At 72.5% G+C, this 21,483-nt stretch carries 19 protein-coding genes and 1 pseudogene; 11 read left to right on the top strand and 9 right to left on the bottom strand.

The window, feature by feature from the left end:
* Positions 1-235: 235 nt before the first annotated feature.
* The 4 genes from BMW85_RS24830 to BMW85_RS24815 all read right to left on the bottom strand — a co-directional run bounded on the left by BMW85_RS24830 (position 236) and on the right by BMW85_RS24815 (position 5,168).
* Entirely contained in the window at positions 236-1,378 is a 1,143-nt protein-coding gene (locus BMW85_RS24830; RefSeq protein WP_091085704.1) for an acyltransferase family protein, read from the bottom strand.
* Positions 1,371-2,630 carry an alpha/beta hydrolase gene (locus BMW85_RS24825; RefSeq protein WP_091085701.1) on the bottom strand — a complete coding sequence of 420 codons (1,260 nt, stop codon included), beginning with the start codon at positions 2,628-2,630 and terminating at the stop codon, positions 1,371-1,373. The genes BMW85_RS24830 and BMW85_RS24825 overlap by 8 nt, the downstream gene beginning before the upstream one ends.
* Before the next feature lie 180 nt (positions 2,631-2,810).
* Positions 2,811-4,085 (bottom strand): LysR family transcriptional regulator, encoded by a 1,275-nt coding sequence (locus BMW85_RS50460; RefSeq protein ID WP_218155916.1) that lies wholly within the window; start codon positions 4,083-4,085, stop codon positions 2,811-2,813.
* A 9-nt stretch (positions 4,086-4,094) separates the two neighbouring features.
* Complete coding sequence (locus BMW85_RS24815) at positions 4,095-5,168, bottom strand: coiled-coil domain-containing protein (protein ID WP_245775043.1); 1,074 nt, start codon at positions 5,166-5,168, stop codon at positions 4,095-4,097.
* 323 nt (positions 5,169-5,491) lie between these two features.
* Between BMW85_RS24815 and BMW85_RS52580 the strand changes: the two genes are divergently transcribed.
* Positions 5,492-5,761 carry a helix-turn-helix domain-containing protein gene (locus BMW85_RS52580; RefSeq protein ID WP_091085692.1) on the top strand — a complete coding sequence of 90 codons (270 nt, stop codon included), beginning with the start codon at positions 5,492-5,494 and terminating at the stop codon, positions 5,759-5,761.
* Here BMW85_RS52580 and BMW85_RS24800 read toward each other — a convergent pair.
* Both BMW85_RS24800 and BMW85_RS24795 read right to left on the bottom strand, forming a co-directional pair.
* Positions 5,666-6,441, bottom strand: a pseudogene (locus tag BMW85_RS24800) (IS5 family transposase). The gene BMW85_RS52580 and the pseudogene BMW85_RS24800 overlap by 96 nt on opposite strands.
* Positions 6,442-7,193: 752 nt before the next feature.
* Positions 7,194-7,814: a maleylpyruvate isomerase family mycothiol-dependent enzyme gene (locus tag BMW85_RS24795; RefSeq protein WP_091086330.1), complete on the bottom strand. Its 621-nt coding sequence runs from the start codon at positions 7,812-7,814 to the stop codon at positions 7,194-7,196.
* 227 nt (positions 7,815-8,041) lie between these two features.
* Here BMW85_RS24795 and BMW85_RS24790 point away from each other — a divergent pair, with 227 nt between their 5' ends.
* On the top strand, positions 8,042-8,422 hold the full coding sequence (locus BMW85_RS24790) for a hypothetical protein (RefSeq protein ID WP_091085689.1): 381 nt from the start codon (positions 8,042-8,044) through the stop codon (positions 8,420-8,422).
* Positions 8,419-8,859 carry a MarR family winged helix-turn-helix transcriptional regulator gene (locus tag BMW85_RS24785; RefSeq protein WP_091085687.1) on the top strand — a complete coding sequence of 147 codons (441 nt, stop codon included), beginning with the start codon at positions 8,419-8,421 and terminating at the stop codon, positions 8,857-8,859. Before BMW85_RS24790 ends, BMW85_RS24785 begins: the two co-directional genes overlap by 4 nt.
* 34 nt (positions 8,860-8,893) lie before the next feature.
* On the opposite strand, the gene BMW85_RS24780 is transcribed toward BMW85_RS24785, so the two are convergent.
* The 3 genes from BMW85_RS24780 to BMW85_RS24770 form a co-directional block, all read right to left on the bottom strand.
* On the bottom strand, positions 8,894-9,805 hold the full coding sequence (locus BMW85_RS24780; RefSeq protein ID WP_091085684.1) for a hypothetical protein: 912 nt from the start codon (positions 9,803-9,805) through the stop codon (positions 8,894-8,896).
* Positions 9,802-10,584 carry a hypothetical protein gene (locus tag BMW85_RS49690; RefSeq protein ID WP_177240867.1) on the bottom strand — a complete coding sequence of 261 codons (783 nt, stop codon included), beginning with the start codon at positions 10,582-10,584 and terminating at the stop codon, positions 9,802-9,804. The genes BMW85_RS24780 and BMW85_RS49690 overlap by 4 nt, the downstream gene beginning before the upstream one ends.
* A gap of 81 nt (positions 10,585-10,665) precedes the next feature.
* Positions 10,666-11,142, bottom strand: a complete 477-nt coding sequence (locus BMW85_RS24770; protein ID WP_091085679.1) for a MarR family winged helix-turn-helix transcriptional regulator — start codon at positions 11,140-11,142, stop codon at positions 10,666-10,668.
* Positions 11,143-11,241: 99 nt separating this feature from the next.
* Here BMW85_RS24770 and BMW85_RS24765 point away from each other — a divergent pair, with 99 nt between their 5' ends.
* The 8 genes from BMW85_RS24765 to BMW85_RS24730 all read left to right on the top strand — a co-directional run bounded on the left by BMW85_RS24765 (position 11,242) and on the right by BMW85_RS24730 (position 21,309).
* A complete protein-coding gene (locus BMW85_RS24765) occupies positions 11,242-12,702 on the top strand; it encodes an FAD-binding oxidoreductase (protein ID WP_091085675.1) in 1,461 nt (486 codons plus the stop codon).
* 69 nt (positions 12,703-12,771) lie between these two features.
* Positions 12,772-13,497: a hypothetical protein gene (locus BMW85_RS24760; RefSeq protein WP_091085674.1), complete on the top strand. Its 726-nt coding sequence runs from the start codon at positions 12,772-12,774 to the stop codon at positions 13,495-13,497.
* A 97-nt stretch (positions 13,498-13,594) separates the two neighbouring features.
* Entirely contained in the window at positions 13,595-13,999 is a 405-nt protein-coding gene (locus tag BMW85_RS24755; protein WP_091085672.1) for a GntR family transcriptional regulator, read from the top strand.
* The gene (locus tag BMW85_RS24750; protein WP_091085670.1) at positions 13,996-14,883 is read left to right on the top strand and encodes an ABC transporter ATP-binding protein; all 888 of its coding nucleotides are present in this window, start codon (positions 13,996-13,998) and stop codon (positions 14,881-14,883) included. Before BMW85_RS24755 ends, BMW85_RS24750 begins: the two co-directional genes overlap by 4 nt.
* Entirely contained in the window at positions 14,880-15,923 is a 1,044-nt protein-coding gene (locus tag BMW85_RS24745; RefSeq protein WP_091085667.1) for an ABC-2 membrane transporter-related protein, read from the top strand. Before BMW85_RS24750 ends, BMW85_RS24745 begins: the two co-directional genes overlap by 4 nt.
* The gene (locus tag BMW85_RS24740; protein WP_091085665.1) at positions 15,920-17,335 is read left to right on the top strand and encodes a S41 family peptidase; all 1,416 of its coding nucleotides are present in this window, start codon (positions 15,920-15,922) and stop codon (positions 17,333-17,335) included. The genes BMW85_RS24745 and BMW85_RS24740 overlap by 4 nt, the downstream gene beginning before the upstream one ends.
* Before the next feature lie 12 nt (positions 17,336-17,347).
* Positions 17,348-18,493 carry an alpha/beta hydrolase family protein gene (locus BMW85_RS24735; protein ID WP_091085663.1) on the top strand — a complete coding sequence of 382 codons (1,146 nt, stop codon included), beginning with the start codon at positions 17,348-17,350 and terminating at the stop codon, positions 18,491-18,493.
* Positions 18,494-18,537: 44 nt separating this feature from the next.
* Positions 18,538-21,309 (top strand): DUF7824 domain-containing protein, encoded by a 2,772-nt coding sequence (locus tag BMW85_RS24730; protein WP_091085661.1) that lies wholly within the window; start codon positions 18,538-18,540, stop codon positions 21,307-21,309.
* Positions 21,310-21,483: the final 174 nt, after the last annotated feature.

The following is a 21,483-nucleotide window of genomic DNA, read 5'->3' as shown; positions in this document are numbered from 1 at the left end:
TGCTCTCACCCGCCTGAGCTTCTGCGGTACGGCAGTCTGAGCCTCCGCGGTATGGCAGTAGCCGGTCATGACACCTGAACTTCCCGTCTCCGGAACCGGCTCCCTACGCCCAGGGGGCCGGCCGGCTGCCTGAGCCCGAGCTCGGCGGCCCTGCCCCAGGCTCGGCTGTCCCTGCCTCGGGCCGCACTGCCTCGGGCTGCACTGTCTCGGGCCCGGCTTTCCGCTCCCGAAGCCCTCAGGGCCGGGCTTGCGCTTCCTCCGCTCGGATCCGAGGCTCAGCTGGCCGCGCCCGTTCGTACGCGTGGAACGCGCCCCAGCAGACGCACAACGCCAGCGCGAACGCCGGTAACCAAGCCAGCCTGGCCAGCACCCAGGACGGTTCGCCGGGGACGGTGTGCAGGCCGAGCAATGGGCGGCCGGCGAGCAGCCCGAGCGTGGTGACCGCGATCATCGCCGTCTGGTGCCAGAGAAAGATCGTCATCGCGGACAGGTTCGCCAGCACCACGAACGCCCATAAAGCGGGTCGCGCCAGCATCCGCCGTAGCGGATCGCGTAGGAGGAGCGCGGCTCCGCACTGGGCCAGCCCGAACGCGACCGCCGCGAGCGTGGGCGGGGACTGGTTCGAGATCGGGGCGCCCGGCACTCCCACCATGGAAGCCGGATAACCGGCCCACACGATCAGCACGGCCGCGACGGCCGCGCCACCGGCCAGCAGCGCCCACCCGGTCGTCCGCTCGTTCAGCCGGTCACGGGCCCAGGCCGCCCCCAAGCAGTACGGCACCAGCCACCCCGCCGCCAGGTTCACCCATCCCACCCACTCAGGCCCGCCCCATCCGAAGCGCACCAGGTCGACGAGCGCGACCACGGCGAGTGGCCACGCCGGATGCAACCGGGCGACCAGCGGTGTCAGCGCCGTCAGCCCGGCGTACACCAGCAGGAACCACAACGGAGACCACACCAGCTTGGCCAGCGCCTGCACACTCTTGAAGTCGGCGCCCGAGGCGAGCATCACCAAGGCCACCACGCTCCACACCACCGCCACGGCCGCGACCGGCCGCAGCAGCCGCGCCGCACGCGCCCGCAGCCACCGCCCGTAGCCGACACCGCGAGCGCGCGCGGAGGCGTGACTCCTGGCGGTCATCTGGCCGCCTACCAGGAAGAAGAGCGCCATGGTCTGCAGGATCCACGACACTGGGGCGAGGTACGGCATGTCACGCAGTGGACTGGCGACCCGCACGCTGCCGCTCTCGACGACCAGCGCGCTCACCAGCCAGTGGCCGAGCACCACACCGCCGATGGCCAGGGCGCGCAGGGCATCCACGCTGCGGTCACGCCCGGCCGGCGTCGTATCCTCGATCTTCTGCACGAGATCACGCACGTCCGACCACCTCCAGCGGCATCTGTACGTGTCCGCCCCCGCTCGGCGACATGCGTGCGTGCCCGCCCAGGTCCTGTCCCGCGCCCTGCCCCGCGTCCGAACGCGCCTGCGGCGTGACGCGGGCGCTCGATGCCGTGCCCGGCCCCTGATTCCTTGTGCTGCTGGTGAGCAGTTTCGCGGCCGCGTCCGCTGATCGTGCCGCGGTTTCGTCCGATGCTCTCGGGTGTGGCTCTGGTGTGGTCAGGGGCGATCTCTGGTCTGTCTGAAGGGCTGCGGTGTCTGGTCGGGAGCGGCCGGGGTCGGCCTGGAGGGGATCCAGGCCTGTGATGATCCGTGCGATGTTGTGCAGGGACAGGGAGCCGTCCGCCAGGTAGTCGCTGTGGCCACCGTCGCCTGCCACGAAGACCCGCGCGCCGAAACCGGGAGAGACCGGGTCGGCGCCCAGACCGAGGGTGACGAAGGGCAGGTGCAGACGGGTGTGCGGCACCAGGCTGATCCAGTCGTGGCTGGCGCGGCCCGCCCAGACAGCCGCCGAGGTCCGCAACTCGCGGACGTTCTCCACGCCGACGCCCGGGCTGCCGGTCAGCATGATGCGGGCGACTTCCAGGTCAGGTGTGGCGCGTGCGCACACCACTCCGCCGTACGAGTGGCACAGCAGCGACACTCCGCCAGCGCCCTTGGTCTCCGTCAGTTGCCGGACGAAGCCGCGCAGTTCGGTGGCGCCCTTGTCCGCCAGGTCGGACGTGAGCGTGTCCAGACTCATCGTCGCCGGCGTCCGATAACCGAGCCAGGCGACGACCGCGTACCTCTCGCCGAGCGCTTGGTGCAGGCGGAGCGCGCCGCCGCGCAGCAGCCCGTACTTGTCGAGATTGGTGTCGGCGCCGGGAACCAGGACGGCGACGTGCTCCGCCGTCGCCAGATCGCCGAAGATCTCCACGACCCGCCCGCCGTCCCGGCCGTCGAAGGACAGGAACCTGCGGCCGGGATCGGCCATGACCCGCAGCGCCGTGGCCCGCCGCAGGTGGCCATGACGGGTGGCCGCGTCCGCGGCGGCCAAGACGTCGCTCCGACTGGTGGCGTATCTGGCCGCCAGGGCCTGTGCGGTCAGCTCTGACAGTGGGGTCGCGCTCGCGGGGACGGGCGCGGGCACCGCCGCTGGATGCGCCGCGCCGATCACCGGCACCGCCACCGCGGAGGCGACGGACAGGGACAGCAAGGCACGGCGTAGCCGGAGAAGGTTCGACTGGATCACGCGTTCGAGAGTGCCGTGGCGGGACGCTGCGGCGCATCGGACCGTCGTCTGCTCTTTTCGCGGCTCAGGCAGACCACGGTTGTACGACCTGGGTCCGATGCGCGAGCAGGCCGTTCACGCATACGATCCGGTCATGCACGCTCCGTATCGGAGGCTGGAGACGCCCCGCCCATCTATGGTTCAGCCCTGGCCCTCGACGTCGTCCAGCAGGTCGAGTACGCGCCACAGCGCCGGATTGGCCGATCCGGGGTTCCAGACGGCATGCAGCTCCACCGGGTCGATGCTGCCGTCGTTCTCGGTCGCGGGCTCGTCGCCTTCGTTCCCGGTCATCGGATTGCCGCTACGGCTTCCGGAAGGAGGGCTGCCGCCGCCGTGGACGAGGTCCCTGAACACCACGCCCTCAATGCCGAGGGAGCGCGCGCTGGCGGGCACGAGTGCCACGCCCCGCCCTGCGGCCACGAGCAGCACCGCGGTGAGGATCTGGTGCACCTGCTGCTCGGCCCTGGGCCGCACGGCGGACAGGAAACGGACGGTGAGCTCGTGGAAGTAGCGCGACCGTACGGGGTGATAGCTGACCATGGGCAGGCCGGCGAAGTCTTCGGGTGCGAGCGGCCGGTCGAGCGCGGCCAGCACGTGGCCTGTCGGCACCGCCGCGCACAGCGGCTCGCGGAAGATCACTCGCGAGTCGATCCCGGCCAGGTGGTACGTCGGCCGGGCAGCATTTATGTCGGTCGATGGGCGGGTCGCCGCCGGGTGGACCGCATCGATGGGCACGCGGGCCAGGTCCAGTTCGGAAGAGACGCCGGCCACCGTCGGGTCGGACGGTGGGCGGGCCAGGTCCCGGTCGGCAGAGATGTCGGCCACTGTCGGGCCGGACAGTGGGCGGGGCAAGCCAAGGCGGGACGGTGCGTGGGGCGTGCCAAAGCCGGATGGTGCGTGGGGCGTGCCAAAGCCGGATGGTGCGTGGGGCGTGCCAAAGCCGGACGTTGGGTGGGGCAGGTCGAAGGGTGGGCGGGCCAGGCCCAGGTCGAGCTCGCCGCGCAGGATGCCGTCCATCTGCCTGGCGGTCACCTCTTCGTGGAGGATGACGTCGACCTCCGGCAGCCGCTCGGCCAGCAGGCGCAGGAGCCCGCCCAGCACGCTGATCGCCGAGACGGCGGTGAAGCCGAGCCGCAACGTGCCGCTGGCACCGGCGGCGATTCGGCGGGCGCGGTCGCCGGCGGTCTCGACCAGCGTGAGCATGTGACGGGCGTCCTCCAGGAAGCCGCGCCCGGCCTCGGTGAGGATCACCCGCCGGTTGTCGCGTTCGAGGAGGGTCACGCCGATCGCGCGTTCGAGCTTCTGGATGTGGCGGCTGAGCGGCGGCTGCGTCATGCGGAGGCGTTCGGCGGCGCGGCCGAAGTGCAACTCCTCCGCGACCGCCACGAACGCCCGGATCTGGTCAAGCGTCACCATCGTCCGGCCTCACCGTTCGGCACGCAGCTCGGCGGCGACCGCCCGCTCGCGCAGTTGCGCCGCCTCCGCCCGAGCCGCCTCCAGCTCCGCCCGCAGCTCCTCGATTCGCACCCGTTCCATGCGCAACTCGATCCGCGCATGGTCGAGCTCCTTGGCGACCGCTTCCGCGCGCGTCTTCTCCTCGGCCGCCGCTGTTCTGGCCGCCTGGACGGAGGCGAGGTCCCGGCCGGCCTCGGTGGCCGCCAGCTCGGCCATCAGGGCTCGTTCCAGGGCTCTTTCTCGTTCCTGTGCTGCGGCTTCCTCTCGTGCGCGGGCCGCGATCAGCTCGCGCTCGGCCCGCTCCTGCTTCTGGAGCGCGGCTTTCGCCTCCTTGCGCGCCTGCTCCTTCTCCGCCCGGTCGCGTCCGGCCTCCTTGCGGACGCGCTCGATCTCGGCCCTCGCCTCCTCCTGGGCGCGGGTCACCTCCGCCCGCGCCTCCTCGGCCCGCCGCTCGGCCAGCTCAGTCTGCCGTGCCGCCTCCTCGGCCCGCTGCTCGGCGAGCTTGGCCCGCCGCCCCGCCTCCTCTGCGGTCTGCAGAGCCTGCCGCTCGGTGCTGGCCGCCTCTCGCAACGCGGCGAGCGCCTGCTCCCGGGCCCGTTCGGCGTCGTTGAGCGCGGTCTCCTTCTCGCTCTCCGCCTCCTCCAGGCGAACGCGCATCTCGGCTGTCTGCCGGCGGGCGTGCTCGGTCGCCTCCCTCGCCAGTCGCACCTGCTCGAACGCCTGCTCCCGTTCCGTACGTGCGATCGCCACCCGCGCGTGCGCCTCGGCCTGCACCGCGCTCAGTTTCGCCTCCACGCCGGCGGGGCTGAGCTCCTCGGCCAACGCCCGCGCCAGTGGCTCGATGGCCGCCGTCAGGCCGCTCTCCATCCGGTCGTACAGCTGCTCGGCCCTCGCCAGGGCGCCCTCCAGGCCGGGGGTCGCCCTGCGCAGCTCCCGGTCCCGCTTGGCCGCCGCCTGGCAGTTCTTCTCCGGACAGTACGACTTGGGCCTTCCGCGGCCTCGACGCTGCTCGATCGGTGCTCCGCAGTGCTTGCAGGGTGTCACGACAGCCGTCTCCGAAGCCACACGCAGACCCTAGCATTTTTATTTTCCAGAAATTTAAAACCAAAAAATGTGAAGTTGACGGGTGACCTTCGGGTGGGGGGACGAGGTCGTGCTGGTGCGGCCTCCGTACAACGCTTGGGTGTCGGGTACGAGGGAGGTCACCCTTGCCTGTGTCCATCTGTCCGGCTCCGGTGTCGAAGAGATCCACGCCCACGACCAGCAGATCCGTGTTGTGGGTGGTGGGCGTCGCATGTCGCTCGTCGTCTCATAGGCCGCGCCCGACTCTGCATGCCCTGTCCCCAATAGCAGGCGGCTGCACAGCCATGCGGTACGGCAGAGAGGCGGTATACCTCTGCCGAGCAGGAGCGGCGGGAGCGGTCACGGCTGGAGTCGGCGGGCGGTTCGAGGACGGGCAGTCCACTCGGGAGGTCGCTCGTGAACTGCGAGTTCACAAGCGATCAGTGTCCCGGTGGCGTAGCGCCTGGTTTCAAGGTGACTCATTCGGCGAGCCGGTGGTAGCAAATCAGGGCGGCGGCGGCGATAGCGACGGAGGACGCGAAGTGGTCGGCTCGACGCTCGTAGCGCCGGTGTGAACGGCGACAACCGGCCCGGTCAGCCAGGAGAAGGTGCGCTCCACCACCCAGTGATGGCGTCCTAGCCGCTGGCTGGAGTCGATGCCTCGACGGGCGATGCGGGGAATGATGCTCCGGCGGCCGTGCACGAAGGACCGCAACACCGGATAGTCGTAGACCTTGTCCCTGGGGAGCTTGCCGGGGCAGCGGCGGCGTCGCCCGCGGCGGGAACGAACGGGCGGGAGCTGCCCACCAGCGGTTCCAGCGCAACGCTGTTGTGGAGGTCGGCAGCACTGATCGGGAGAGTGAGGGCAGGCCGGTCCGTTCGGTGATGAGGTGGATCTTCGACCCCCTCTTGCCGTATCGGCAGGATTCGGACGTGTCAGCTCCCCCCTTTCATCGCTCGCGCGCTGACGGAGCCGAGCGCGCACCGCGACCAGTCCAGTTCACCGCGCGCACCGAGCTTGGTCAGCAGGACCCGGTACAGCTTGGCCCACACCCTGGAGGTGCTCCACTCGGTGAAGAGGCGGTGCATCGGGTGCCAGGAGGCGCCGAAGGCAGGCGGCAACTGCTGCCAGGCACACCCGGTGGTGGCCACGTACATGATGGCCGTCGGGATCGTCCGATCGTCGACCGCCACCTTGGGGTCGTGTCGGCGTTGGCGGAACCACCTGCTGGAACACAAGCCGTCGAAGGCCCAGCCTCCTGTGGTGCGCCTCCTGTCAGGCAGACTCTTGCCGGTCATGACTCAGTAGCCCGGCGCAACCAGCCTTGGGGCATGGATGTCCCATTCAAGCCAGGAGGATGCGACTGATGTCAGAGGCTGAGTTGAATGCTACGGTCACAAGATGACAGAGCCAATCCCGTCACCCTCGGATGTCGCTCGTAATCGCCGGATAATACTATATACAGATATTGTTTCCGGCATCTTACTGGTTGGAACGGGAGCCTTGTTATTCATCGCTCGCCACGTAGTAACCCTCGGCCGTCTGTCGACCACCATGAACATAGTCGCGCAGGCATGTGCTCTAGGCGCAGCGTTCCTGCTGGTTGCGGCACTCTGGAAGCGGCCCCATCCGAGGGCGTTTCTTCTAAAGCCGATCCCCGGCGAGCGCGAGTCACCCGAGCAGTTGCGCGCGGAGGGCGTAGAGCGAACCCTGTACTGGAAATTGGCTCTGCTTCGGCCGGCTATAGCCATTCTCATCTTGGAGACTGCTCTGACATTTATATCCGCGGTCCTGCCCTTGTAAAATCGATCTAGCGACCGACACCCAAATGAGGTGGTCGAAGGGCCTCGTGTCGCCGGAGAAGCTGTCGAGTCAGCCGTGGGCGCGCTTTAGGTCGAGTTCGGCGGGTGTGCGCAGCCGAGACACGTCAGTGTTCGTCGTCGGTGGGGTCGCTGTCGATGGGAGGAGGGGGACGGTCTGGGCTGGCGGTGGGTGTCAGCTCTGGGTCATGTCAGGGCGTGTCGGTCGCGGAGGGTTTTGACGCCGTCGCCGGTGAGTTCGTCGCAGTACGCCGCGCGCCCGGTCATCGCCATGATGAGGGCCAGAGTGCTGCCGGACACCAGCGGCCCGGAGCCGGTGGTGAAGGGGCCGTCGTCGGCGGTGAGTCGCAGGCCCGCGATGCGTTTCTTGGCGGGGAGGACGAGGTCGGAGCCCTGGTAGTACTCGGCTGTGCGGGTGAGGGTTTCGATGGGGTAGTCGTGGCGGATGCCCAGCGGTCGCCGGATGTCCTCGGCGTGCACGATCGTCTCGCCCAGCATCGCCACGACCGGGAGAGGCGGTTTGGTGGTGCTCGTGATGACGCGCCGGAACCTGTCGTGCGTCTCGGCGGCGTTCGCGCCCAACTGTTCGGCCAGTCGCATGGCGACCTGCTTGTCGAAGTCGAACCGGTAGCGGATCACGCCCGCCATCCATCGCACGCTGTTGAGGCTCGCCCCCGCGATGAGGTGCGCGAGCACTTCGCGCACGGTCAGCCCGGCGCACAGCGATGGTGTGGCCCACTGCTCGTCGGTCAGCTCCGCGAGGTCGGCGGCCAGGGCGGCTCGCTCGGCGTGCACCAGCGGCCAGATGCCGGCCCCGCGGCCGTTCCTTGCGTCCGGCTGCGGATTCGGTGTGCCGGACGGCTTCTCGTGGTTGGTCACAGTTGTCCTTGCGTCGGGTCGATAAGGGTATTCGAAGGTGAGGACTCTCGCCGCGGGGTGAAATCGTCGCTCATCGGCGAAGTTCGTTGTCGGTCTCGCGTCGGCAGGCGTTCCAGGGGTTTCGGGGATGTATGCGTTTCGCATAGAGTTTGGGGATGGAATCGGTGCTTGAGGCGACGATCAACGAGTGGCATGCGAGCGTGAACGACGCCGACCTGCGGCGTTCGGCGCGAGTGGTCGGCGACCCCATCGTGGTCCTGGGTCCGAAGGGCGCCGGGCCGATCACGCCGGGACAGTTCGCGGAGTGGGTGGAGCGCTCGGGGATCACCTTGCGCCCCCGGTCGTGGCATCCGGTCAGCGAGCGGCTCATGGTCGTGGAGGAGGACGCCACCTGGCCGGGCAGCGGGACCGCGACCCGCGTGGCGACGGTGTTCCGGGTGGCGGACGGGAAGGTGACGGCCGCGCTGCGGCTGCCGGATCTCCGGCAGGCACTGGAGCTGGCCTACATCTGCCGCGAGATGGCGGCCACCGAATGAGCGACCCGGGGCCGGGGCAGGTGCTGTTCGCGTTCGTACGGTACTGGTCGCGCAGGCCCCAAGTCGGCGACCCCGAGTTGGCCGAGCGGGGGCGGCTCGTGCTCGTCGCCGAGGCCGTCCACGCGCTGACCGGGCATGGGGTCCCGGCCACGGTCAACGCGGTCGCCCACGAGATCGGCATCGACCAGAGCGGCGCGTCGCGGCTGGTCAGGAGCGCGAGAGAGGCCGGCTACCTGACCATGGGGGTCCCGGACGCGGACGGCCGCCGGCGCCGGGCCGCGCTCACCCCGGCCGGTCTGGCCCTGCTGGATCACGCCCATGACTGGCAGGAGCAGGTCTTCGACCGGCTGACCGAGGGCTGGAGCGAGCGGCGCCGCCGCGACTTCCGGCAGGCGATGACGGAGCTGATGGAGCGGTCCTGCGCCCTGGACCCATGATCCGGCGACCAGGGCCGCCGTTCAGGGCCGCTGTTCAGGGCGGGCATTCCGGTCGCGTTCTGCGTACGGAGAACTCCAGGCGTAGCGACCCGTCGGCGGGCAGGGCTATCGCGCGCGCCCATGGATCGCTCGCCCAGCAGGCGGGCAGGAGGAAGTACCGCTGGTTGGAGTGGATCAGCAGGCGCAGGCCGGTGTAGCGGTAGCGGTACATGGCGGCGGGGTCCGGCAGCTCAGTCTCCTTGATCCCCGGGCCCTCCAGGTGCAGCCGCCTGGCCGCGTACACCACCGTGCTGGGCAGCCCCGCGGAGTCCACCCGGTACTGGAGGGCGGCCTCGGCGCCGCGCCGCTGCGCGTACAGGGTGACCGCCCACAGCAGCAGGACCAGCAGGAGCGCCGCGCAGACCGTACGCCGGACGAGCTGGTCGGCGGAGGAGCTCGCCGGCCGTGGATGGATCCGCCGGCGCAGGGAGTCGCCGTAGACGAGGACGAAGACGCCGATTCCCAGGCAGAAGGGCACGACGTAGAACGGCGCCCGCCACCAGCTGGCCATGGCCACGATCCCCACCGCGACGCTCACGGTCCCGAGCACGGCCATGACCGTGATCACCCGCGTCATGGCCGTACGGTGCCTGTCCGCCGACCGCAGCAGCCACCGGTGCGCCGTGGGCGCGATCAGGGCCAGCACCAGGAGCAGGATCAGCGGCTCTATCGCCGGCGCGACGCTGCGCAGCACGTATTCCTGGAACGACAGGCCCAGCATGCTCTGCTCGATGCCGAGACCGGCGTACATGGTGTTGGCGCGGACGGCCCCGACGTACATCATGACGGCCGCGACGAAAGTGGTGGGCGTCACGACGTGGGCGAGGACGGACCAGACACGGGTGAGGTCCTGGGCCGGCCCGGTGTCGTCACCTCCGGGGTCGTCCGTGGGAGGCGGTCCGGTCACGACTCGTCCGGTGCCGGGCCGTCGCCGGTGTCCTGCTGCGTGGGGTGGCCGTCGCCGGGAGTCTCGACGGGTGCCTCGGAGGGCGGCGCGGAGGGGGCTTCCGTGCCGGGCGTGGGCCCGTTCGGGGAGGGCGGCGACGGGGCGGAGGACGCGGACTGCGTACCGGTGGGCGGGAGCGTCGCGCATTCCGGGAGGGCGGCGGGATCGGGGGCCACCGAGCACGCGTCCCTGAGGAATTCCGGCGGCAGGCCGCCGAGCCGTTCGAGAGCGGCGCGGGCCCGCAGGGCGGTGGCGCGGTCGCCCTCGGCGGTGGCGGCGACCAGCAGCGTGTGGTTGAGCATCCGCAGGCCCGGCCGGCGCATCCGGCGATTCAGGTTGGAGCTCTGCCGCTCCGCCTGACGGGCGTCGTTGAGCGCGTCGTTCATCAGCCCCTGGTTGGCCTTCGCCGCCGCCTCGCAGACCTTCGCGATCGCCCGCGTCTCGGGTGAGCTGTCGCCGGAGGACGCCGCGCGGCCCATCCTGTCCGCCGTGCCCGCGAAGTCGTGGCTCTGCCCCATCTGCTGACAGTCGAGCCCTACCTGGACGGTGGCTTCGGGGAGGTCGCCGCTGTCCTGGTCGGTGACGAGCTCCTCGTCGGGGGTGATGACCGGCCGGGCCTGCCGGGGGGCGCCAGGTCCGGCCTCTCCCGAGCCGCCCCCGGACCCGCTGTCGCCGCAGCCGCCCGTCAGCGCCAGCGCGGCCGCGAACGCCGCCACCGCGGCAGGCAAGGTCCTCCGCACCGTTTCCTCCGATGGCTCGCCGGTGTCAGAACCAGGTCGTACCTCGGGGGAGCGGACGCCACTCCGGGCAGGGCGTACCGATCACCGGATGCTGCCGATTCCTTGCCGCCGGTCCTCGTGCGGCTCGACCAGGCGGGTGAGCAGGTCGATCAGGTGCTCGCGGTCGGCCGGTGGCAGCGGGGCGAGGAACTCCTCCTGGGCGGCGGCGATCAGCCGGTCGAGCTCGACGAGCCGCGCGCGCCCGGCCGGGGTGATGGTGATGATGTTGCGCCGGCGGTCTTCGGGGTCGGGCGCGCGTTTGAGGCAGTCCCGTTCGGCGAGGTCGTTGACGATCGCCACCATGTCGCTGCGGTCGATGCCGGTGCGGCGGACGAGGCCGGCCTGGCTGGCCGGGCCGTACTCCTCCAGCGTGGCGAGCAGGGCGTAGTGGTAGCGCCGGACGCCGGCCTGGGCGAGCGCCCGGTCCACGATCCGGTTGGCCGTCAGTGCCGCCTGGTTCGCCAGCCTGCTCGGCAGGCCGCGCAGCCGTCGCGGCGGCGCTTCCTCGGGGATGTTCACGAGCGCAAATCTAGCAATCGTTGGACAGACCCACGATTATCTGTATTGTTGGTCCGGCCAACATTGGACCTACCAACAGATTGACGAGGGATCATCGACATGCCGGAAACCCCCACAGGGACCTGGGCCGGTCGCGTCCGCGACGACGACCGGGCCGGCGCCTTCACCAACGACCTCGTGACCCTGGGCGCGCGCGTCCGGGGCCGCACGCTCTACCCCGGCGACGAGGGCTTCGCGGAGAGCTGCTCGGGCTGGCTGCTGACGGTCGAGCACCGGCCCGCGGTGGTCGTGGAAGCCGCCGACGCGGGCGACGTGGCCACCGCCGTACGGTTCGCCGCGGACACCGGACGCCCGGTCGCCGTCCAGTCGACCGGGCACGGCGCGTCCGTGCCGGCGGACGGCGCCGTCTTCATCGCCACCGGGCGGCTGCGCGAGCTGTCGGTGGATCCGCGCGCAGGCACCGCCCGGATCGGCGCCGGCCTGCGGTGGGGCGAGGTGCTCGCGGCGACGGCCGAGCACGGCCTGGTGCCGCTCTGCGGCTCCTCCGACCAGGTCGGGGTGATGGGCTACCTGACCGGCGGCGGGCTCCCGCTGGCCTGCCGCACGTACGGCTTCGCCGCCGGCCACGTCCGCTCGCTCGACCTCGTCACCGCCGACGGCCGGCTGCGCACCGTCTCGCCGACGCGCGAACCCGACCTGTTCTGGGCGGTACGGGGCGGCAAGAGCAACTTCGGCGTCGTGGTCGCGGCCGAGATCGAGCTGCTGCCGCTGCGCACCGTCTACGGCGGCGAGCTCCACTTCCCGGTCGAGGACGCCGGGCGGGCCGCCCACGTGCTCGGCTCCTACCTGGCGTGGGCCAAGGAGCAGCCGGAGGAGATGTCGTCCTCGGTGACGCTGATGCGCTTCCCCGACGCGCCGCAGGTGCCCGAGGAGTTCCGCGGCCGTTCGCTCGTGCTGGTCCGGGTGGTCTGCATGGGGGACGAGGAGCGGGGGAGGCGGCTGGTGGAGCCGCTGCGCGCGCTCGGGCCCGGCAAGGACACCTGCCGGGCGATGCCGTACCCGGAGATCGCCGGCATCTACCAGGACCCCAAGAACCCGGTCATGGTGCACCTGCGCAGCGCGCTGACGTACGAGCTGGACGAGGAGGCCGTGGCGGAGCTGGTGTCGTTCATCGACCCGGCGGCGCCCGGAGGGCCGTTCCCCGGGATCGAGCTGCGTCACCTGGGCGGAGCGCTCGACCGGCCGCCCGCCCGGCCGCACGCGGTCAGCACCCAGGGCGCGGCCTTCCACCTGTGGCTGCGGATGCCCGCCCCGCCCGAGCGGGCCGACGCCGTACGCGGAACGGCCGACGAGGTGCTGCGCCGGCTGCGGCGATGGGACACCGGCGCCCAGCTCCCTGGGTTCCAGTTCGACCACGACTCGGCCCCCGACCGGGTCGGCCGCGCCTACGCCGAGGAGACCTACCGGCGGCTGGCCGCGCTCAAGGCGGTCCACGACCCGGACCACCTCTTCCGGATCAACCACACCATCCCGCCGGCGCCCGCCGAGGGGATTGCGTGACGCCCACGGGGTAGCTGCCGTCCCGTGGAGGCAGTTGCCCGACACCGGACCGACGCCAAGGAGCAGCCCATGCGACAGCCGTGGACCTCACTCACGAGGTCGGGACTGGCCGCGGCCTTCGGCGCGGCGGCCCGCCTTCGGCACGGGCGGCCGCTCCACACGTCCGGGGTCGTCCTCGACGCGCACCTGCGGCTGCACGGGACGCCGGAGCCGTGGGGGGTGCCCTTCCTCGACCAGCGGATGGACCTGCGGGGCATCGCCCGTCTGTCCCGCTCCGTCGGCGTGCCGCCGCCGTTTCCCGACATCCTCGGCCTCGCGCTGCGCTGGGAGCAGGACGACTCCACCACCGCCGACCTGCTGCTGGCCACCACCGGGCGCACCTCGCTCGGCAGACGGCTGCTGCGGCCGGCGACCCGGTGGACGGGGCTCTACAGCTCCCTGTTCCCGTACCAGGCGGGCGAGCGGCGGGTGCTGCTGGGCGCGCTGCTGCACACGCCGGTGCGGCTGCCCGCCATGGTCGACGTGCTCGCCCAGGTCGCCGAGCACGGCCCGATCGGCGTGGCGCTCCTCGCCGCCGCCCCGTCGGGGCCGTGGCGGCCGTTCGGGCAGGTGCGCCTGTCCGCGCCGGCGCTGACGGACGCGGACCTTCCGACGCGCTTCAACCCGCTCCGCCACCCGATCGCGGGGCTGCCCCCGGCGAGCTGGCTCAACGACGTGCGCGACGCCGCCTACACCTCCGCGCAGCAGGTGCCCGACCTCCCGGAGAAGGCCCGCCACCTCAGCGGCGTCAGCTGACGCCTGACCGCCGGCCGCGCGTGCTCCGTCTGGCCTGTACAGCGTTCCTTATGATCCCTTAACATCTGGGATCCTAAAGTGCTAGCAGGCTAGATAAATGGAGAAGCCGGTGATCGAGTTCCATCTGGACGCCAGGTCGGGTGTCTCGCCGTACCTGCAGCTGGTCCAGCAAGTACGGCACGCGCTGCGGCTCGGCGTGCTGCGCGAGGGCGACCAGATGCCGACCGTCAAGGAGGTCGTGGCGCATCTGGCGATCAACGCGAACACCGTCCTCAAGGCCTACCGGGAACTCGAGCACGAGGGCCTGGTGGCGGCCCGGCCGGGGGTGGGGACGTTCGTGACGGCGACGCTCACCGACGCCTCGCTGGCCGCGCACGGCCCGCTGCGACAGGAACTGCGGCGCTGGCTGGACAAGGCCCGCCGCGCCGGCCTCGACGACGAGAGCATCGAGGCCCTCTTCATGACCACCTTTCGGACCACCGCTCAGGAGGACATAGCGTGAACGCTGTCCTGCAGGCCCAGGGACTGGGCAGGAAATACGGCAGGCGCTGGGCGCTGCGCGAGTGCACCATCGACCTCCCGGCGGGCCACGTCGTGGGGTTGGTGGGTCCCAACGGGGCCGGCAAGACGACCCTGCTGAAGCTGGCCAGCGGCCAGCTGGAGCCGACGGCGGGCACGATCACCGTGCTGGGCGGCCGTCCCGCCGGCGGCCCGCCGCAGCTGGCCAGGGTCGGGTTCGTCGCCCAGGACACCCCCGTCTACGCCGGGCTGAGCGTCGCCGACCACCTGCGATTAGGCGAACGGCTCAACCTCCGCTGGGACGCCGCCATGGCGCGGGACCGGATCGCGACGCTCGGCCTCGACCCCGCCCAGCGGGCGGGCAGGCTGTCGGGCGGCCAGCGCGCCCAGCTCGCCCTCACCCTCGGTCTCGCCAAACGGCCCGAGCTGCTGCTCCTGGACGAGCCGGTCGCCTCGCTCGACCCGCTGGCCCGCCGTGAGTTCCTGCAGGGGCTGATGGAGGCCACGGCCGAGCACGAGTTCAGCGTGGTGCTCTCCTCCCACCTGGTCTCCGACCTGGAACGGGTGTGCGACTTCCTGATCGTGCTCGTCGACTCCCGTGTCCGGATCGCGGGGGAGGTCGACCGGCTGCTGGCGACCCACTACCGGCTCACCGGCGCGCGCCGCGACCCTGACCGGCTCCCCGCCGATCAGCACGTGGTCTGCGCGCGTCACACCGCCCGGCAGAGCACGTACGTGGTCCGCACCGACGGCCCCATCCACGACCCCGCCTGGACGGTCACCCGGCTCGGCCTGGAGGACCTCGTCCTCGCCTACATGGACCAGGACACCGTGGACCGGCGAGCCGCCCTGGAGGTGCGGCGATGATCTGGCTGACCTGGCGCCAGTTCCGCGGCTCCGCCGCGACGACGGCCGCCCTGCTCGTCGTCCTCGCCGTCGTCCTGGCCCTGACCGGCCCCCGCCTGGCCGCCGACTACTCGGCCGGGATCGCGGCCTGCACCCAGGACGGCACCTGCGACCGCTTCTACGACCGCTTCTTCGGCGGCCACGAGACCCCGTTCGTGGGCCTGACTCTCGTCGTGCTGCTCCTGCCCGCCCTCGCCGGGCTCTTCTGGGGAGCACCGCTGATCAGCCGCGAGCTGGAGGCGGGCACGCACCTGATGGTGTGGAACCAGAGCATCACCCGCAGCCGCTGGCTGGCGGTCAAGCTCGGCCTCATGGGCCTGACCGCCGCGACCTTCGCCGGCCTGTGCGGCCTCATGGTGACCTGGTGGTCCGACCCGCTGGACAAGTCGGCCGCCGAGAACCTGGCGCTGATGGCCCCCCTGGTGTTCGGCGCGCGCGGCATCGCCCCCATGGGGTACGCGGCCTTCACCTTCGTCCTCGGCGTGACCGCCGGCATGCTGGTACGCCGCACGCTGCCCGCCATGGCCCTCACCCTGGCCGTCTTCGCCGCGTTCCAGCTCGCCATGCCGCTGCTGGTCCGGCCCCACCTGATGCCCCCGATCACCTCGACCTTCGAGCTCGGCAAGACGAACGTGGACTCTATCGGCATCAACCGGGACCAAGGCGGATTCGTACAGATCCTCCTGAAGTCGGCCGTTCCCGGTCACGGGGGCGCCTGGGTCCTGTCCGCCGACCTGGTCGACGCGTCCGGGCGTACGGTCGGCACCGGCGGCGAAGGCGCCGTCAGGATCTCCACCACGTCGGGCCCCTGCGCGCCGTCGGCGGCCGGCGGGGACCGCTGCATCGCCGAGATCAACCGGCTCGGCTACCGGCAGCAGGCGACCTACCAGCCCCTTGAGCGGTTCTGGCCCTTCCAGTGGATCGAGACCGGGATCTACGCCCTGCTCACCCTCGGCCTGTCATGGCTCTGCTTCTGGTGGATCCGCAGGCGCCTGTCATGACCGCCATCCGGATCATGGCGGCCGGGCTCGCCCTCGCGTCGGCGGCGGCCTGCTCGGCGCCGGCGCCGCCGCGCGCCCAGGCGGGCACGGCCGGTACGGTCTGCGCCGCCCCCCGGGGCGCTCCCGGCGCGGAGACGGCCACCACCATCGACGTCATCCAGCAGGCCTACTTCTGCATCCTCGGCAACTACTACGGCGGCGCCACACTGGACGCCCGCCCCCTGCTGAACGCCGGCTTCGCCGCCCTGACCCAGGAGCTCAACCGCAACGGCCGCGACGTGCCCGAGGCGGGCATGCCGGCGCTGACCGGTGACCGCGAAACCGACTGGACCGCCTTCGAGACCGCCTACCGCAAGGTCACCGACCAGGTGCCCGGCCTGCGCGACAAGCTGGCCGTCGTCACCCTCGAAGCCATGGTGGCCGCCCTCGGCGACAACCACGCCCGCTGGACGCACGACGTCGAGCGGCCACCCGACTCCTACGACGGCGACGGCTACGGCCTGGGGCTCCTCGCCAACGTCAACGGCCCGCAGGTGGACGGCAACCCCGGCGTCGCCCTGCCCCCGCTGTTCGTCACCGCCGTGCAGGGCGGCGCGGCCCGGGCGGCCGGGCTGCGCCCGGGCGACATCGTCGAATCGGTCGACGGATCGGCGCCCTTCATCGACGGGAAGGCCACTCCCGCGATCGCCGCGCTCTACCCGGCGTACCCGGAGGCGCGCCCGGTCCGGCTGCGGCTCCTGCGGCAGAGCACCGGCCGCCGCTGGAGCGTGACGCTCGAACCCGGCCTCTACCCCCAGGATCCGGCCGACCTGCGGGTGGTGACCGCGAAGCTGCTGGACGACGACATCGCCTACGTACGGCTGCGCGGGTTCGCTCCCGACTCAGCGGACCGGGTCTTCAAGGCCATCGCCCGGCTGCGCGCCGGCCGTACCCTGTCCGGCGTCGTACTGGACCTGCGCGGCAACGGCGGCGGCAGCCCCGTCGAGGCGACCCGTCTGGTGAGCGCGTTCGGCCACGGCAAGGTCACCGCCTACCAGTGCAGCGCGGACGCCGCCTGCGAGACCACGCGGACCGACGACACCGTCGAGCTGCTCGGCCTGCCGCTGGTGGCGCTCACCGACCGCGGCTGCGCGTCGGCGTGCGAGCACTTCAGCTCCGCGGTCAAGGACCTGCGCCTCGGCCGGCTGGTCGGCACCAGGACGGCCGGGGTGATCTCGGGGCCGGCGCAGCCGTACCTGCTGGCGAACAACACCCTCCTGAGCTTCCCCGCCAGGCACCACCTGGGCCCTGACCGCGAGGTGATCGACCGGATCGGCGTGCCGCCCGACCACCACGTGCCCCTGACCCCGCGGGACGCGGCAGCCGGGCGCGACCCCGCGCTGGCCAAGGCCCTGACCTTGCTGAACGAGTGAACGGACCTCCCGTTGAGACAGATCCTCGCCGCCGCCGCGGGACTGGTCGTCCTGGCCGCGTCCGCCTGCTCCGCGCCCACGCCGCCCCGGTCCGCCGTCCCGTCCGCCACGCCGACCGGCCCCGCCACCTTGCCCGCTCCCACCGGCGCCCACCGGGTCGGCACCACCGTCCTGTACCTGAAGGACGCCTCCCGCCCCGACCCCTGGAACCTCGACGCCGACGCCAGGGAGCTCAAGGTCACGCTGTGGTATCCGACCGAGCAGCGGGACGGGCGGCGGGCGGCGTACATGACGCCGAAGGAGTCGCAGCTCACCCTGAGGGGCCTCGGAGCCGCGGGCGTGCCGGACGACACGCTCAGCAGGACGCGCACCAACGCCGTCGCGGACGCCGCGCCCACGGGCCGGAAGCTGCCGCTCGTGGTGCTCTCCCCGGGCTTCACCAAGCCGATGAGCACGCTCACGTCCCTGGCCGAGGACCTGGCCAGCCGAGGGTACGTGGTCGCCGGCATCGACCACACCTACGAGAGCTACGCCACCACCCTCCCCGGCGGGCGGGTCGCGGAATGCCTCGCCTGCGACAGCGACACCGACCCCGGCTTCGGCACGGGGCTGGTCGCGGGACGGGCGGCCGACGTCTCCTTCGTGCTCGACCAGTTGCCGGCGCGATGGGACGGCTCCGACCGCATCGACCGCTCCCGCATCGCCATGGTCGGGCAGTCGATCGGCGGGGCCGGCGCCCTGGCGATCATGGTGAAGGACTCCCGCGTGCGTGCCGGGATCGACATGGACGGCACCACCTACGCCCGCATCCCTAAGGACGGGCTCTCCCGGCCGTTCATGTTCCTGGGCTCGCCGCAGCACGTCCCCGGCGGTCGCGACACCTCCTGGGAACGCGACTGGAAGCTGCTGACCGGATGGAAACGCTGGCTCGTGCTGTCGGGCGCGGAACATCAGTCCTTCACCGACGGCCCGCTGCTGTCCGGCGCCCTGGGCCTCACGCCCCCGTCCGGCGTCCTGCCCGCGGCGCGCGCCGCCGAGCTCACCCGCTCCTACGTGGCGGCCTTCCTCGACCGGCACCTGAAGGGCGAGCGACAGCCCCTCCTGGACAAGCCGTCCGCACGCCACCCCGAGGTCACGTTCTGCCCCGAGACCTGCTGACGGCGCGGACGCGGATTGTCGGAGATCATCTCTAGGGTGCTGCCATGACGTGCCCCCCTACTTGCGCGCGGGTCCGCGAGCGCGTCGTCGCCAGCGACGCCCGCGGCCTGGCCGACCTCGTGATCGCCCTGTCCGACGCCGAGCGGGCCGAGGCCGCCCGGCACCTGCCCGACCTCCGCGACGAGCTGCGCGCCGTCGGCGTCGCTCGCTACGGAGAGGTGCTGCGGATCGCGGGGGCGGGCGTGCTGTCCGGCCCCGCCGCCACGGCCGCCTGGCTGACCCGCCGCGAGTTCGCCGACCAGTGGCCGCGACTGGGTGAGGTGACCCGGGTGCTCGCCGCGCGCCCGGCCCCCTGGCAGGCCGACGTGGTCGCCCGTCTCGCGAGGAAGATCCGCACGCCGGAGGACCGCGACGTCCCGCTGGCGCTGGCCGCGCTACGGGCCACCGGGGCCCCGCCGCCCGAGCACGACCCGCTCGTGACCGCCTGGCTCCGCACCGGCCCCGCCGACGACGACCCGCTGCTCGGCCCGCTGCTGCCGCGCATCTTCGAGGCGGAGGGCGTGGGCCGCGAGCTGCGCGAGGAACGCCTCACCCCCGCCCCCACCCCGCTGCTGTCCCTGATCGGGCGGCTGCTGGCGGCCGGCCGGGTGTCGCGGGCGGAGCTGCTGGACGGCTGCCTGCGCCGCTTCCTGCGCGGCGGCGACGGCGTGAGCCTGCGCTTCTTCGTCCGGCTGCACGAGCTGCTCGACCCGACGCCGGAGGAGGCCGCCGCCCGCGCCCGTGACTACCTGCGGCTGCTGCCCGTCGCGCCCGGCGCGGTCGCGGAGCTGGCCCTCGCCCAGCTCCGCGGCGTCGGCCCGCTGGAGCCGGCCGAGACGGCCGAGGCGGCCGGCGCGCTCACCTTCCGCGCGGAGGCCAAGCTCGCCCTGGGCGGTCTGCGCCTTGTCGAGCGGGAGACCGACGGGGTGGCCGGGCACCCGCACGCCGCCGAGCTGGCCGCCGCCCTGGCCACGGCGTTCGGGCACACCTCCTACGAGGTGCAGGGACGGGCCGCCAGGATCGCGCTCAAGCGCGCCGCCGCCCTCGCCCCGGCCGGCCACGTCCTCGCCGAGGCCGTGCCGCTGCTTCCCGAGGCGCTGGGGGTGCGGGTGGCCGACCGGTTCGGCGGCGAGGTGGCGCAGCAGGAGCAGCAGGAGCGGCCCGAGGCGTTCACGCCGCCGCCGCTGCCCGCGCCCGCCGCGCCCGAGCCCTTCCCCGAGCCCACGCTGGACGTGTGGGAGACCGTGTACACGTGGGTGGACGGGGAGCGGTGGCTGGCGGCGTTCGTCCGGCGGGCCGCCGCCGACCGGGAGGGGCTGCGGCGCACGCTGGCCGAGCAGTTCGGTGGTGTCCACCCGCAGGCGCACTCCCAGGAGGCATGGGTCGACGTCAGCGACTGGATCGCCGCCCTGGCCGCGGAGGTGACCGGCCCGGCAGAGCCGGCAGCCGCCTCCGCCGGGCCGGAGCAGACCGGTGGCGGGGCGGAGTGGGTCGGCGGTGGGCTGGAGCAGGCCATCGGCGGGCTGCTGGAGGCGGCGTGGAACGAGGCCGCGCGGCTGTTCGGCTTCCAGCCGCAGAGCGGTCCGGCCGCCGGACGGGCGGCAGGCCAGGCGTTCGGATGGGCGGACGGCCCCGCGTCCGGATGGGCGGCTGGACGGGCGGCAGAGCCGGCGGGCGTCGCGCGGCCGAGCCTGCCCCCGCCGGACAGGGTCGCGCCGCCCCACCTGTTCCTGCTGCGCCGGCTCGACGAGATCTACCGCGCGCTGCGGGCCGGCACGCTGCCGCCCGTGCTGCTGGCGACCCCCACCCTGACCACCGGACACCTCGCCCCCGACGTCCTGGTGGAGCGGTTGGCGGAGTGCGCCGCCGCGGGCGTCGAGCCGCTGCCCGCCGACCTGGCGCAGGCGCTGCTGCGGCTGCCCCGCGGACACCACCCCGAGGCGGCCGGGGGCGCCGCGCGGATCGGCACGCCGGCCGCCGCGACCGCCGCGCGCTGGCTGGCCGACGGCGGGCTGCGCGACCCCGAGACGCACGTGCGGTGGTCCTACCTCGACGGCGCCACCGAACGCCTCTTCGACGAGCACGAGCCGGCGGAGCCGCCCTACCAGCTCCGGCTGCAGCCGGAGCTCCGGGCCGAGCCGACCGGCCTCGAAGCGCTTGACGAGCTGCTGGGCCCGCGGGCCCGCTGGAGCTGGTTCCAGTCCCGCGGCGTGCTCCACTGGTGGCCGTCGCTCCTGCCCTCGCACCGCGAGGTCGTCGCCGCCGACTACCTGCCCGACCTCACCCATCCCGGGGTGCCCGTGCGATGGGTGCGGGACCTGGCCGACGCGGACGGGCCCGCCGGGGAGGCGATGGCGCTGGTCCTGGCCTTCCAGGTCGCCAGGGCCGATCCCGAGGCGGCGGCGCTGCTGGTGCGCATGGCCGCCAGGGGCGACCTGCCGGCCGAGGACGTGGGCGCGCAGGTGGCGCTGCTGCTCCGGCGCAGGCCGGACTACCAGGAGCGGCAGATCGTGGGCGTGCTCGCCGACGCCGCGCGGCAGGGCGCGTACGAAGCCGTCTGGCGCCTGCTCACCCGCCTGCTGCCCGCGCTGCTGCCCGCCCCCGGCGAACGGTCGCGGGTCGCGCACGTCGAGGCCGTGACCCTGGCGGCGGACGTGGCGGCCTGGGCGGGGGCGCGCGGTCCGATCCCGGAGGTGTCGGCGTACGCGGCGGCAGGCGGCAGGAGCCGGTTCTCCCGCGCCTGCATCCGCTTACGCGACCAACTCGGCCACGGGTAAACGAGGCACTGCCGCGACAGCTCGTGCCCGCGCTGACCGGCGTCCTCAGCGCGGGCACCGGTTCCTCCAAGGATCGTGAGGGCTCCCCGGGCGGTGTCAGGTCGGGCGATAAATACGTGGCGGAGAAGGGGGCGGTTGCGGAATACTCCGAGCGAAGCTGATCGCCTGTCGAAG

The sequence above is a fragment of the Nonomuraea wenchangensis genome, assembly GCF_900111685.1.
Taxonomy (GTDB): Bacteria; Actinomycetota; Actinomycetes; order Streptosporangiales; family Streptosporangiaceae; genus Nonomuraea; species Nonomuraea wenchangensis.
The sequence above is the reverse complement of the archived record's forward strand: the minus strand, read 5'-3'. Positions and strand labels throughout refer to the sequence as shown.

Coding starts and splice junctions, on each gene's coding strand:
- BMW85_RS50460 (WP_218155916.1), bottom strand. CDS start 4,085: ATGGTGACGCTTGACCAGATCCGGGCGTTCGTGGCGGTCGCGGAGGAG.
- BMW85_RS52580 (WP_091085692.1), top strand. CDS start 5,492: ATGCGGTACGGCAGAGAGGCGGTATACCTCTGCCGAGCAGGAGCGGCG.
- BMW85_RS24790 (WP_091085689.1), top strand. CDS start 8,042: ATGGAATCGGTGCTTGAGGCGACGATCAACGAGTGGCATGCGAGCGTG.
- BMW85_RS24785 (WP_091085687.1), top strand. CDS start 8,419: ATGAGCGACCCGGGGCCGGGGCAGGTGCTGTTCGCGTTCGTACGGTAC.
- BMW85_RS24765 (WP_091085675.1), top strand. CDS start 11,242: ATGCCGGAAACCCCCACAGGGACCTGGGCCGGTCGCGTCCGCGACGAC.
- BMW85_RS24760 (WP_091085674.1), top strand. CDS start 12,772: ATGCGACAGCCGTGGACCTCACTCACGAGGTCGGGACTGGCCGCGGCC.
- BMW85_RS24755 (WP_091085672.1), top strand. CDS start 13,595: ATGGAGAAGCCGGTGATCGAGTTCCATCTGGACGCCAGGTCGGGTGTC.
- BMW85_RS24745 (WP_091085667.1), top strand. CDS start 14,880: ATGATCTGGCTGACCTGGCGCCAGTTCCGCGGCTCCGCCGCGACGACG.
- BMW85_RS24740 (WP_091085665.1), top strand. CDS start 15,920: ATGACCGCCATCCGGATCATGGCGGCCGGGCTCGCCCTCGCGTCGGCG.
- BMW85_RS24730 (WP_091085661.1), top strand. CDS start 18,538: ATGACGTGCCCCCCTACTTGCGCGCGGGTCCGCGAGCGCGTCGTCGCC.